At 62.0% G+C, this 11,880-nt stretch carries 12 protein-coding genes; 7 read left to right on the top strand and 5 right to left on the bottom strand.

The window, feature by feature from the left end; translation table 11 throughout:
- Positions 1-17: 17 nt before the first annotated feature.
- The 7 genes from WOB96_RS03625 to WOB96_RS03595 all read left to right on the top strand — a co-directional run bounded on the left by WOB96_RS03625 (position 18) and on the right by WOB96_RS03595 (position 9,007).
- Positions 18-965 carry a chemotaxis protein gene (locus WOB96_RS03625; RefSeq protein ID WP_341369911.1) on the top strand — a complete coding sequence of 316 codons (948 nt, stop codon included), beginning with the start codon at positions 18-20 and terminating at the stop codon, positions 963-965.
- Positions 966-1,035: 70 nt separating this feature from the next.
- Positions 1,036-2,667, top strand: a complete 1,632-nt coding sequence (locus WOB96_RS03620) for a methyl-accepting chemotaxis protein (RefSeq protein WP_341369910.1) — start codon at positions 1,036-1,038, stop codon at positions 2,665-2,667.
- Positions 2,668-2,802: 135 nt separating this feature from the next.
- Complete coding sequence (locus WOB96_RS03615; RefSeq protein ID WP_341369909.1) at positions 2,803-3,192, top strand: hypothetical protein; 390 nt, start codon at positions 2,803-2,805, stop codon at positions 3,190-3,192.
- Between the two features lie 54 nt (positions 3,193-3,246).
- Positions 3,247-4,368 (top strand): efflux RND transporter periplasmic adaptor subunit, encoded by a 1,122-nt coding sequence (locus tag WOB96_RS03610; protein WP_341369908.1) that lies wholly within the window; start codon positions 3,247-3,249, stop codon positions 4,366-4,368.
- 1 nt (position 4,369) lies between these two features.
- A complete protein-coding gene (locus tag WOB96_RS03605) occupies positions 4,370-7,453 on the top strand; it encodes an efflux RND transporter permease subunit (RefSeq protein WP_341369907.1) in 3,084 nt (1,027 codons plus the stop codon).
- Positions 7,446-7,751, top strand: coding sequence for a DUF3240 family protein (locus WOB96_RS03600; RefSeq protein WP_341369906.1), 306 nt, complete (start codon positions 7,446-7,448; stop codon positions 7,749-7,751). The genes WOB96_RS03605 and WOB96_RS03600 overlap by 8 nt, the downstream gene beginning before the upstream one ends.
- On the top strand, positions 7,751-9,007 hold the full coding sequence (locus tag WOB96_RS03595) for a TolC family protein (RefSeq protein WP_341369905.1): 1,257 nt from the start codon (positions 7,751-7,753) through the stop codon (positions 9,005-9,007). The genes WOB96_RS03600 and WOB96_RS03595 overlap by 1 nt, the downstream gene beginning before the upstream one ends.
- A 97-nt stretch (positions 9,008-9,104) precedes the next feature.
- Here WOB96_RS03595 and WOB96_RS03590 read toward each other — a convergent pair whose 3' ends face one another.
- From WOB96_RS03590 to WOB96_RS14445, 5 genes are all read right to left on the bottom strand, one after another.
- Positions 9,105-9,590 (bottom strand): YajQ family cyclic di-GMP-binding protein, encoded by a 486-nt coding sequence (locus tag WOB96_RS03590; RefSeq protein WP_341369904.1) that lies wholly within the window; start codon positions 9,588-9,590, stop codon positions 9,105-9,107.
- Positions 9,591-9,602: 12 nt separating this feature from the next.
- The gene (locus tag WOB96_RS03585) at positions 9,603-10,106 is read right to left on the bottom strand and encodes a molybdenum cofactor biosynthesis protein MoaE (RefSeq protein WP_341369903.1); all 504 of its coding nucleotides are present in this window, start codon (positions 10,104-10,106) and stop codon (positions 9,603-9,605) included.
- 1 nt (position 10,107) lies between these two features.
- On the bottom strand, positions 10,108-10,350 hold the full coding sequence (gene moaD / locus WOB96_RS03580; RefSeq protein WP_341369902.1) for a molybdopterin converting factor subunit 1: 243 nt from the start codon (positions 10,348-10,350) through the stop codon (positions 10,108-10,110).
- An 81-nt stretch (positions 10,351-10,431) separates the two neighbouring features.
- Positions 10,432-11,568, bottom strand: a complete 1,137-nt coding sequence (locus tag WOB96_RS03575; protein ID WP_341369901.1) for an AI-2E family transporter — start codon at positions 11,566-11,568, stop codon at positions 10,432-10,434.
- Between the two features lie 64 nt (positions 11,569-11,632).
- Positions 11,633-11,806, bottom strand: coding sequence for a DUF3330 domain-containing protein (locus WOB96_RS14445; RefSeq protein ID WP_423229716.1), 174 nt, complete (start codon positions 11,804-11,806; stop codon positions 11,633-11,635).
- Positions 11,807-11,880 lie beyond the last annotated feature (74 nt).

Raw genomic sequence — 11,880 nt, 5'->3', positions numbered from 1 at the left:
CCTATGGAGTCAGAAACATGCCCAGTTTAATGCAATCCGTGGATGAGCGGACCCGCCTGGCCGGCGCCAACCGGCTGGAGATCCTGCTGTTCAGCCTCGGCCGGGATCACCGCTCGGGACGCGACGAAACCTTCGCCATCAATGTCTTCAAGGTGCGAGAGGTGATGCGGATCCCGGAAATCACCCATGCGCCGGAAATGCCCGCCTCGGTGGAAGGCATGGTCAGCCTGCGTGGCCAGCTGGTGCCGGTGGTGGACCTGGCGAAGTTCTGCGGCATTCAGGCCGAGTTCGCGCCACAGATCATGATCGTCACCGAATACAACAAGCATACCCAGGGCTTTCTGGTGGACAAGGTGGAGAACATCCACCGCCTGGAGTGGTCGCAGGTCAAGGTGCCCCCACCCATGATCACCGCCCGCATGGGCGGCCTGGTCACCGCCGTCACCGAGCTCAGGGACGGGCGCATCGTGATGATCATGGATGTCGAGAAGGTGCTGGCGGAAACCATCCATGTCGGCATGGACAGTCGTGATTTCAATGGCATCGAGACCTTGGCACAGGGCGGCACGATATTCTTTGCGGACGACTCCACGGTGGCGCGCAAGCAGATCGAGAACACCCTGGATGCCATGGGCCTGAAATCCATTGGCGCCAGCAACGGCCAGGAAGCCTGGAGCAAACTCCAGCAGCTCGCCGCGCGCGCCGAATCCTCGCGTACCCCGCTCCATGAGATGCTGCAAATGATTCTCACCGATGTGGAGATGCCGGAAATGGATGGCTATGTGCTGACCAAACACATCAAGTCCGATCCCCGCTTTCGGGGCATCCCGGTGATCATGCACTCCTCGCTGTCGAGCGAGGCGAATATGGTACTCGGCAAGGCCGTCGGCGCCGACGGCTATGTGCCGAAATTCAACCCCAATGAGCTCAGCGACACGATACGACAGTTCCTCCGCGGCCTCTAAGGCATGACCGCCTGATGGCATGCCAGAATGGCTTGATTTTTTTCCAAAGCAACGTTCAGAAGGATGCAAGATGTTCGGTTTTACGGCAACAATCAAGGGAAGACTGATTTTCTCCACCCTGCTCGCGGCCACGCTGTTTCTGGTGGCGCTTGGGGTTGCGCTGAGCGGCATGAACAGCATGAGCCAGCGCTTTGTCACTTTCATCCAGCATGACCAGGCCATCCTGTCATCGCTTCAGGGCATGTACGCCCAGGGTCTCCAGAACGGCCAGGCCCTGCGCAACATCATCTTCAATCCGTCCAATGCCAAAGGGCACGAGAACTTCAGAAATTCTGCCGAAGGATTCCAGGAATCCTACGACAAGGCGCTCAAGCTGACAGCCGGCAATCCCGAGATGCAGAACCTGCTCAGGCAGACCGGGGAAAGCTGGCAGCAGGACAACCAAATCAAGGCGCGCATCATCGAGTTGGCGAGCAGCGATCCCCAGGCCGCAATCGCCACGCTCAACCAAGAGGAAACGCCCGTCTGGCGCGAGGTCCGCAAGAACCTGCTGGTTTTGATCAGGGATCAGGGTGCATCCGCTGAAACAACCAGGCAGGAGACCATGAGCTATGCCAATGGCATCATTGCCACCAGCCTCGGGCTGGCGCTTGCCGCTCTCCTGTTTGGTGGCATGATCATGTTCTGGGTGGTGCGCAACATCAGTCAGCGCCTGCATTCCGTGCAAAGGGCCATCGACGAACTGCGTCAGGGTGATGGCGATCTGACCCGTCGCCTGCCGGACCAGGGCCGTGACGAAATCGCTCGCCTTTCCAGCTCGATCAACGACTTCATCGGCAAGATCCGCAAGATCATCATCGGCGTGCGTGATGCCGCTGAAAGTGCCAGCGTAACGGCCACGCAGCTCAATGCCATGACCGTCAACGTCAGCCGTGATGCCAGAACCCAGACCGAGGGCATCTTCCAGATCAGCACCGCCATGGAGGAAATGAGCAACACCGTCAAGGAAGTGGCCAACAATGCCGGCAGTGCAGCCAATGCCTCCAGCCAGGCCAGCGAGGTGGTCAAGGCCGGCAACGCCATCGGTCAGCAGACCATGGCGGCCCTGAACCGCATCGATGGCACGGTTGGCAGCTCCGCCGGGCGCATCAGTGAACTGAACACGGCCATCCAGCAGATCGGCGAGGTCACCCGCGTCATCAAGGACATTGCCGAACAGACTAATCTGCTGGCCTTGAATGCCGCCATCGAGGCGGCGCGGGCCGGGGAGCATGGTCGCGGCTTTGCGGTGGTGGCCGACGAGGTGCGCAAACTCTCCGAACGCACCGCGGCCAGCACCACCGACATCGCCAGTATCGTGCAGACCGTCCAGGCCGGCACGCAGCAGGCGGTATCGGCCATGGACCAGGCGCGCGGCGAAGTCTCGCAGGGCGTCGAGCATGGCCAGGAAGCCGGCAAGGCCTTCCAGCAGATCGACAGCTCGGTACGCACGGTCACCGAGATGATGCATCAGATCGCCACCGCCGCCGAGGAGCAATCAGCCGTGGGCACCGAGATTTCCCGCAATCTGGAGCAGGTCTCCCGCATCGCGGACAGTACCAATCAGGACATCCAGCGCACGACGGAAGCCGTTGCCAATCTGGCCGAGACAGCCCAGAATCTGCGCATATTGGTGAACCAGTTCAAGCTTGGCGGGGCTTAAGCCAACCTTAAGCTTTCCGGTATGAAATCAAGCTGTGCCCGTTCCGGTTTCCAGGGTCTCTGGAAGAAGGCACGGGCACTTGTTTTTCATGGAATCCTTATATAAGCTGAGTCGATGATTGCCCGAAAACCCGCCATGCTGGTGCTTGCCCTGCTGGTCCTGCAGTTTCTGGGACCGCTCCTGCATGCCCATTTTTCTGGGCCGGCGGATCCCACCCAAACCAGCATGCATATGCACACGGAAGGCTTCCCGGAGTTTACCGACACATCCACCCTCGAACCTTTGGGTCATCTACTAGCGCATGAACATCTGATAACAACGGTGACGCTGCAACAGACACTGACCGATCAGAATGAGCTTTCGATCCCTGACTGGCAGATCCTGCTATCCGTCTTACTACTTCTGTTTCCCTTGCTGATGCAGGGTTTGGCCGTTGAGGCGATTCCGCGCCTCATTCCGCCACGACCACAACGATATCCCAATCCTCACTCTCCGCGCGCGCCCCCTGGCCTGAAGGCAGGTTAATCCGTTAGCGGCCGGCAGGCCCGGCCTCTTATCAATCCGCGCGCGGAGCTCATCATGGTATTTTCCCCCTTTGGGACCCGCCTTCGCTGGCTGGGTCTTGTCGGGTTGTTTTGCCTCAGCCTCAATGGCATGGCGGCGCCCACAGCCAGTTTTCCAGTCAGCCAGCAGCAGATGCAGGCTCTTGGCATTCGCCTGCAACCCTTGCAAGCAAATGAATCAGACCTCTCCAAACCCTATCCCGGACGGGTGACGCTGCCCCCAGGGCAGGAATCCATCGTCAGTGCCCCGGTTGATGGTCTGGTGACTGAAGTGCTGACCCAAGCCAATGCCCAGGTGAAATCCGGGCAGGCCCTGCTGCGCCTGCTCAGCCCGGATCTCGGGCCCTTGCAGCTACAACTGATGCAGGTAGCCAGTCAGGTCCGCCTCGCCAGTCAGACTGCCAATCGGGAAGGCAGCCTGTTCCGGGAAGGCATCATCGCCCGACGTCGGGTGGAGGAAGCCCAAGCAGGCTTGGCAGAAGCCAGGGCGGCCCTGAACCAGGCGCGTGCCGCGCTGCGACTGGCTGGCATGTCGCCCGCGCAGATCCAGAAAGTCGAGCGCAGCGGCGCCCTCCAGGACACCCTGACCCTGAGCGCCCGCAAGCCGGGCACTGTCCTGAGCCTGGATGCGCAACAGGGCCAGCGCGTGCCGGCGGGTACGCCGCTGCTGCGCGTGGCCAGCCTGGACACGCTCTGGCTGGACATTCAGGTACCACTGGATGATGCCCGCAGCTGGCCCGTGGGCACGGCCGTCACGGTACCCGGAAGACAGGTACAGGCCCGGGTCATCAGCCAGGGGCCCACGGTGGCTTCAGGCAGTCAGACGATCAGCCTGCGCGCCCAGGTATTGAGCGGGGCCGACCAGCTTCGTCCAGGCGAACTGGTGCAGGCTGCCATGCCGGTCACCCAGACCAGTGGCAGCTGGGACCTGCCTCTCTCAGCGCTGGCGCGCGAGGGGCAACAGGCCTATGTCTTCGTGCGCACAGCCCAGGGATTTGAAGCCCGGCCGGTCCGTGTTTTGGCGAGTTCCGGCCAGCGCGTCCGGGTACAGGGCACCCTCAAGGCCGGCGAACGCCTGGCAGTGAGCAGTGTCATTGCCCTGAAGGCCGCCTGGCTGGGCCAAGGCGGAGGGGCATGACATGCTTGCACGCCTGATCCAGTTTTCCCTCACCCAACGGCTTTTCGTCCTGCTCGCCACGGTCCTGCTGGCCGGCGCCGGCTGGCTCTCCTTCCAGAACCTGCCCATCGACGCCTTTCCGGATGTTTCGAGCACCCAGGTCAAGATCATCATGAAGGCTCCGGGTATGACGCCCGAGGAGGTCGAGACCCGCATAGCACTCCCCATCGAAGTGGAAATGCTCGGGATTCCGAAGCAGCGCATGCTGCGCTCGGTCACGAAATATGGCCTGGTGGACGTCACCATCGATTTCGAGGACGGCACGGATATCTACTGGGCGCGTCAGCAGGTATCGGAGCGCCTGAACGGCATCCAGGCTGATCTGCCTGCCGGCATCAGTGGCGGCATGGCGCCGATCACCACACCCCTGGGCGAGATGTTCATGTTCACCATCGAGGGCGGCAATCTCTCGTTGATGGAAAGACGCGGCCTGCTCGACTGGGTGATCCGCCCGGCCCTGCGCACCGTGCCCGGCGTGGCCGACGTCAATGCCCTGGGAGGACTGGTACGCAGCTTCGAGGTGATTCCCGATCCCATCCGCATGGCTGCGGCCGGGATCTCCACGGAAGCGCTCGCCCAGGCCATCCAATCCAATAACCGCAATGACGGCGCGGGACGCCTGAGCGAAGGCGACGAAGTCCTGCTGGTACGGGGCGAGGGGCGCATCAAGAACCTGGAGGATCTGCGGGCCCTGGTGGTGACCAATCGTGATGGCGTGCCAGTCAGGCTGGGCGACGTGGCCGAAATCCGCATCGGGGCGCTGACTCGCTATGGTGTCGTCACGCAGGATGGCAAAGGCGAGGCGGTCGAGGGCCTGGTGCTGGGTCTGGCCGGGGCCAATGCCCGCGAGGTAGTGAATGGGGTACAGACACGGCTCCAGGAACTCCAGCCCAGCCTGCCCAAGGGCGTTCAGATCAAGGTGTTCTACAACCGTGCGGGATTGGTGGACAAGGCGGTGGGCACCGTCTCTGAAGCTCTGCTGGAGGCCGTTGTCCTGGTACTGATCCTGCTGGCGCTGTTTCTCGGCAACCTGCGCGCAGCACTCACCGTGGCCCTGGTGCTGCCACTGGCGGCGCTGATCACCTTCATTCTAATGCGCTTTGTCGGCATGTCGGCCAACCTGATGAGCCTCGGCGGGCTGGCCATCGCCATCGGCATGCTGGTGGATGCCGCGGTGGTGGTCGTGGAAAACGTGGTGCAGCACCTGGCGCACGATCCCTCCAGCGGCAAGCTGCCGCGCCTGCACATCATCTATCGCGCGGTACGCGAGGTCGCGGCGCCCGTCACCTCCGGCATCCTGATCATCATCATCGTGTTCCTGCCGCTGCTGACCCTGCAGGGCCTGGAAGGCAAGTTCTTCATTCCGGTCGCCCTGACCATCGTCTTTGCCCTGGCAGGCTCCCTCCTGCTATCACTCACGGTCATTCCTGTTTTGGCTTCCTTTCTGCTCAAGCGCGTCAAGCATGAGGAACCCTGGCTGCCACGTCAGCTTCTGCGCGGCTATACCCCGCTTCTCAACTGGGCGCTGGTACATCAGCGGAGCGTTGCAATTGGCGCCGTGCTGATGCTTGGGGTGGCGGCCTTCGTCTACACCCAGGTCGGCAAGACCTTCATGCCGACCATGGATGAGGGTGACATTATCATTGGCATCGAGAAGCTGCCCTCAGTGAGCCTGGAACAGACGGCGGCACTGGATCTGAAGATTCAGCAGGCCTTGATGTCACGCATTCCGGAGATCAAGGGTATCGTCGCGCGCGCCGGTTCCGATGAAATCGGGCTCGATCCCATGGGACTGAACCAGACCGATACTTTTCTGGTACTGAAACCGCGTGACGAATGGCGCATGGACAGCAAGGAGGCCCTGATCGGTGAAATCCGCAAGGTGCTCGACCAGTTGCCGGGGGTGAATTACAGCTTCACGCAACCGATCGAGATGCGCGTGTCGGAAATGATCATCGGCGTGCGTGGCGACGTGGCGGCCAAGATCTTCGGACCCGACCTCAACACCCTGAATGATCTGGCGACGAAACTCGTCGAGCTGCTCAAGACCATTCCCGGCAGTCAGGACGCCTACACCGTGCGCAACGAAGGCGTCCAGTACCTGCAGGTGAATGTGGACCGGTTGGCCGCGGGGCGCCTGGGGCTGTCCGTCGAGGCGGTGCAGGACGCCCTGCGCGCGCAGGTCGAGGGCCGTCAGGCTGGTAGCGTGATCGAGGGCGTGCGGCGTACGCCTCTGCTGATTCGCGGGCCGGAAGACCTGCGTCTGTCGCCTGCGGAGTTCGCCGCCCTGCGCATCACCACGCCAGAAGGACAGAACGTGCCACTGTCCGCCATTGCCAGCATGGAGCGCACCGGTGGTCCGGTGAAGATCGAGCGCGAGATGGGCAATCGCTACAGCGTGGTCATCAGCAACGTGCGCGGGCGCGACCTCGTCGGCTTCGTCAACGAGGCCAGGCAACTGGCGGCACAGAAGCTCGACCTGCCCACCGGCTATCACATCACCTGGGGCGGGCAGTTCGAGAACCAGCAGCGCGCCGCCAAGCGTCTGGGCATCGTGGTGCCGGTGGCTTTGGGGCTGATCTTTCTCTTGCTCTTTTCGACCTTCGGCTCGCTGAGACAGGCCCTGCTCGTGCTCAGCAACATTCCCTTCGCCCTGGTGGGCGGCATCGTCGCGCTCTGGCTCTCCGGCGAGTACCTGTCGGTGCCGGCCTCGGTCGGCTTCATTGCCCTGCTGGGTATCGCGGTACTCAACGGCGTCATGCTGGTGAGCTATTTCAACCAGTTGCATGCCGAGGGTGTTGCCCTGCGGGATCTGGTGGTCACCGGCGCGCAACGGCGTCTGCGCCCGGTAATGATGACCGCCTCGATCACCGCCTTCGGGCTGCTTCCCCTGCTCTTCGCCAGTGGCCCCGGCTCGGAGATCCAGCGACCACTGGCAATCGTGGTGATCGGCGGCCTGATCACGGCCACGCTACTCACCCTGGTGATCCTGCCGATCCTCTATCTGCGCTTCGCCCATGCTAAAAAGGATGTCCAGCATGTCTGAAACATCGTATTGCCTCACCATGATTCTCGCGCCCACCCTGGAAGAGCAGGTGCTGGACCTGTTGCTCACTGCGCCAGAGACCAGCGCCTTCACCAGCACGTCGGTTTTTGGCCATGGCGCCAACCCCGGCGACCTGAACACTGCCGAACAGGTGCTCGGTCGCACCCGGCAGGTCCAGGTACAACTCATCCTCAGCCGGCAGGATGCGGACGCCCTGCTCGCGCGCCTGCGCCAGCAGCTGCCGGGCATAGGTATCCCTTTCTGGCTGAGCCCTGTCCTTGAGCGAGGGATGATCTGATGTCAAAGAAACGACTTCTTCTATCCCTCCTGGCCAGCTTCTTGAGCGTCACGGTTCAGGCCCAGGAGATCCCGCCCCCCCCCGACCTGCCGTCTACCACCCTCGCCCGCCAGGTGCTGGATCAGGATCCCGGCGTGCGCGCCGCCCGCGCGGCGCTCGAAGCAGGACGCACGGAAGCGCAACTGTATGCAACCGGCCCCTATGAATTCAGCACGCGCCTGAGCGGCCAGCAGCGCGACCTGCGCGGTGGATCCAATTACGGCGAATGGAGCGTCGGCATCGAACGCCCGGTGCGACTGCCGGGCAAGGCCGCGCTGGATCGAGGTATCGGCCAGCAGGTCGTGGCCGAAATGGATGCCCGCTACGGGGATGCGCTCCACCAGGCCAGCCGGGAACTGCTCAGGCTCTGGCTGAGCTGGCGCGGCGCCGAAGCCACGCGCGAGTTGCTCTCTACCCAGCGTCTTGCCGCCGAGGAGAATCTCAGGGCGGTGGAAAAGCGCTTCAAGGCCGGTGATGCCGCCCGCCTGGATGTCCATCTGGCCGAGGCCGAGTTTGAGGAACTTCGACGCGCGGAAAACGAGGCCGATACTGGGCGTGCCACATCCCTGGCGCGTCTGCAGGGCCGCTTTCCCGGCATTCAGGCGGTTTCCTCGCCACTTGGCAACCCCCGGCCGCTGGAAAATGATCCGGCATTCTGGCGCGAACGCATCCTCGCGCACAGCCATGAGCTCCTCATTCCAAAGGCGCAGCTTGCACGCGCTGTGGTCGAAGCCCGCCGCGCGCGCGCGGAACGGATACCCGATCCCACGCTCGGGGCCTATGCCGCCTCCGAGTTCGGTGGCGCGGAACGCATTCTGGGGCTGAGTGTGAGCATACCGATTCCCGGTGATCGCCGGCGCCTGGAGGCAGCGCGTGCCGAAAGTCTCGTGCAGGGTGCGCGCGCGCAACTGAACCTGCAGACCCGTAGCGTGGAGACAGAGATCAGCGCGGCCCTGGCGCAGGCCCAGGGGACCTATCAGAGCTGGCAGGCAGCGGATCGCGCCGCCCAGGCCATGCGCAACAATGCGCAGCTCATGCAGCGTGCCTATGAATTGGGCGAAGCGGATCTGCAAGCCCTCTTGCTGGCGCGCCGCCAGGCCCTGAGTGCCCAGCTAGCCGCGAACAAGGCCCAGATCGAAACCTTGCTTGCGCATTATCTGCTACTGGTGGATGGCCATCTGATCTGGAACATGGAAGCCAGTGACCATGAGGACTAGAGGGTATCGCAGTCAAGCGTCAGCATCGTTCAAGCCGCTTTGCAGTCCGGCCTGCAGTGCTCGGCAACAGGCAAGCCCCGCGTGGCGGCCGTAGACCTCAATCCCGGAAATTGGTGAACTGCAGGGGCAAACCAAACTCCTCCCCACGAAGCGCTGCGATGGCCGTCTGCAGGTCATCGCGGCTCTTGCCGGTCACACGGACCTGATCGCCCTGAATCGAGGCCTGCACCTTGAGCTTGCTGTCCTTGATGAACTTGACGATCTTCTTCCCGGTTTCGGTATCCACGCCGACCTTGACCTTGATCTTCTGACGCACGGCATTGCCAGCGGCATTCTCCACCTTGCCCCGATCCAGGGCCTTCAGATCGATGTTGCGCTTGACCAGACGCTGACTCAGCAGGTCATCGAGCTGGCCGAGTTTGTAATCGTCCTCGGCGCTCAGCGTAAGCTCTTCCTCATTGCGCTCCACCTTGGCCTTGGAACCCTTGAAGTCGTAACGGGTGCCGATCTCTTTCATGGTCTGGTTCAGGGCATTGTCCACTTCCTGAAGATCAACCTTGGATACCACGTCAAAGGAAGGCATTCTCTCTCCTTTTCATTCATGTCCTTGCGAACCAGCCGGCCCGAAATCATGATGATGATGCTGATGCGCCTGGCCATGCGCACCCGCCCGGCAGCCGGGACAATCCGTGACCCAGCGCTTGCCAGCCGGCGTGACCTCCTGTTTCCAGAAGGGCGCGCGGGTCTTCAGCTCATCGATGATATAGCGGCAGGCATCGAAGGCCGCCGCCCGGTGCCGCGACCAGACCGTCACCTGCACGATGCGATCCGCGGGCAGCAACCGGCCATAACGGTGAATGACCAGCGAATCGAGGATTTCGTAACGCTGGGCGGCCTCGGCGCAAACCCGCTCCAGCTCCCGTTCGGTCATGCCCGGATAGTGCTCGATCTCCATCGCAAGGATGTCGCTGGATTCGCTGTAATCCCGCACCAGACCAACGAAGCTGACCTCGCCACCTGCCGCCCGGATTGTCTCCTGCGGAAAGGACGCGATTTCCTGACCGGGATCAAAGTCCTCTGCCTGCACCCTGACGCGCATCTCAGCCTCCTGTGACCGGCGGGAAAAAGGCAACCTCATCCCCATCCCGCACCGGCTGGGAAGGCTGGGCATGAGTCATGTTCACCGCGGCAAGCAGATGCCGCCCGGCCAGGGATTTGCCCGTCCGTTCTTCAAGCGCCCGCAGCACGTCGGCCACGGTCGCCTGCTGCCCGGGCAGCGGCAGTTCAAGTTCACCAAAGCCAAGTTCCTCACGGACACTGGCAAAACATCTGACATGCAGCATTGCAAAACTCCCGGATGGTCCTGGCGGGACAAACCCCCAAAATACCACCAACCGCCGCCTGAATCATCCCATCGGCGGGGTTCAGCCCTTTCCTCCATCATCCGCTGTGATCCGGGCCTGCAGCATGTCTTCCACGCGCTGATCGTTGCCAGGATCAGGCGCCTGGGGTGCAAGATAGAATTCATCATAGTAGGCAATGATGAAACCGGTCAGCGGCATCGAGATCAGCGCCCCCCAGAAACCGAAGAACTGGATCAGGATCAGCAGAAAGACCAGTTGCACCACCGGGTGGATGTTCATCTGACTCTGGCGGATCTTTGGCCCGATGACATCACCCGCGATCTCCTGCAGGACGATATAGAACAGGGCCACCCAAAGAGCCGTCTGCGGATCGATGGCCAATGCCACCAGCACCGGCGGGATGGTCATGATGTAGGGGCCCAGTTTTGGCACCAGCTCGGAAAAAAACGCCAGCACCCCCCAGACGAAGGCGCCGGGCACATCCATGAAGCTGAGAAAGACGATGATGGACACCGCCTCGATCCCACCGATGATGGCATTGGACCAGAGCCAGGCAATGACCATCTGGGAGCCCCGGGCAAAGGCGCACGCTGCGCGGTCCCGCAAGGCGGGCGGCACCATCAGGAGATAACCCTCGAGCAGCGGCCGGGGAGAAATCAGGGCATAAATCACGGCGCTGGCAAAGATCACCCCGAAAATCATGGCACTGGCCAGGTTCAGGGAATACTCGCCCAGTTTGAATAGCAGGGTCTGCAGGGAAGGGATGAGTCGCCCGGCGGCCTCGGCGTTCAGAAACTGCTGGAACTCCTCCTGGATCCGGGGATTGTTGTCCAGGAGGATTGATACCCGCTCGGCGATGGCATTGGCATAATTGGGAAGATCATTCGCCAGGCCTGAAACCTGTTCGGCCAGATCAGGAATGATCAGCCAGCCAATCAGCCCCACGAGCAGCAGGGAAACCAGAATGACCAGGAAGGAACCCCAGCCACGCCGGAGACCATGATTTTCCAGCCAGGTTACCGGGGCATTCAGCACCAGGGCAAAGATCAGGACAAAAGCCAGGAAAAGCAGTACCTGGGCAATGTCCTGCAGGAAGCCCACCAGCAGATACAGCCCGAAACCCGCAAGCAGCGTGCGCAGCAGGACGCGGTAAAGACGCTGGTCCCAGTTACCGGCAGGCTTGCCTGGACTGCTCATGAAAAAAAGGGCGCGCCAGACCCGAACAGCGGATCAGCACGAAAGAACGGCCTCCTGTTGCGGATCACTTGTTGGCCTCGTCCTCCTGCTCCCTCCATGCCTGATGACAGTCCACCCCACAAAAGTACAGCACGTAATCATCGGCTTCAGCGTTTGCCGCCTCTGACTTCGGCACCTCCCTGAGGCAAACCTGACAGGCGACGAGATGATCCTGATGAGGTCTCGGTCTATCCTTCATGTGTCGCTCCTTGCGTGTGTGCCAGCCGTCATGAACAGGGTCACCTATAAATTCTATAGCAGATTTCCCCGACG

This window comes from Thermithiobacillus plumbiphilus (assembly GCF_038070005.1).
Classification (GTDB): Bacteria; Pseudomonadota; Gammaproteobacteria; order Acidithiobacillales; family Thermithiobacillaceae; genus JBBPCO01.
This window is presented reverse-complemented; position numbering and strand designations above follow the sequence as displayed.

Excerpts from the sequence above, each read along its gene's own strand:
- WOB96_RS03625 (WP_341369911.1), top strand. The coding sequence starts at position 18 with ATGCCCAGTTTAATGCAATCCGTGGATGAGCGGACCCGCCTGGCCGGC.
- WOB96_RS03620 (WP_341369910.1), top strand. The coding sequence starts at position 1,036 with ATGTTCGGTTTTACGGCAACAATCAAGGGAAGACTGATTTTCTCCACC.
- WOB96_RS03615 (WP_341369909.1), top strand. The coding sequence starts at position 2,803 with ATGCTGGTGCTTGCCCTGCTGGTCCTGCAGTTTCTGGGACCGCTCCTG.
- WOB96_RS03610 (WP_341369908.1), top strand. The coding sequence starts at position 3,247 with ATGGTATTTTCCCCCTTTGGGACCCGCCTTCGCTGGCTGGGTCTTGTC.
- WOB96_RS03605 (WP_341369907.1), top strand. The coding sequence starts at position 4,370 with ATGCTTGCACGCCTGATCCAGTTTTCCCTCACCCAACGGCTTTTCGTC.
- WOB96_RS03600 (WP_341369906.1), top strand. The coding sequence starts at position 7,446 with ATGTCTGAAACATCGTATTGCCTCACCATGATTCTCGCGCCCACCCTG.
- WOB96_RS03595 (WP_341369905.1), top strand. The coding sequence starts at position 7,751 with ATGTCAAAGAAACGACTTCTTCTATCCCTCCTGGCCAGCTTCTTGAGC.
- WOB96_RS03590 (WP_341369904.1), bottom strand. The coding sequence starts at position 9,590 with ATGCCTTCCTTTGACGTGGTATCCAAGGTTGATCTTCAGGAAGTGGAC.
- WOB96_RS03585 (WP_341369903.1), bottom strand. The coding sequence starts at position 10,106 with ATGCGCGTCAGGGTGCAGGCAGAGGACTTTGATCCCGGTCAGGAAATC.
- moaD (WP_341369902.1), bottom strand. The coding sequence starts at position 10,350 with ATGCTGCATGTCAGATGTTTTGCCAGTGTCCGTGAGGAACTTGGCTTT.
- WOB96_RS03575 (WP_341369901.1), bottom strand. The coding sequence starts at position 11,568 with ATGAGCAGTCCAGGCAAGCCTGCCGGTAACTGGGACCAGCGTCTTTAC.
- WOB96_RS14445 (WP_423229716.1), bottom strand. The coding sequence starts at position 11,806 with ATGAAGGATAGACCGAGACCTCATCAGGATCATCTCGTCGCCTGTCAG.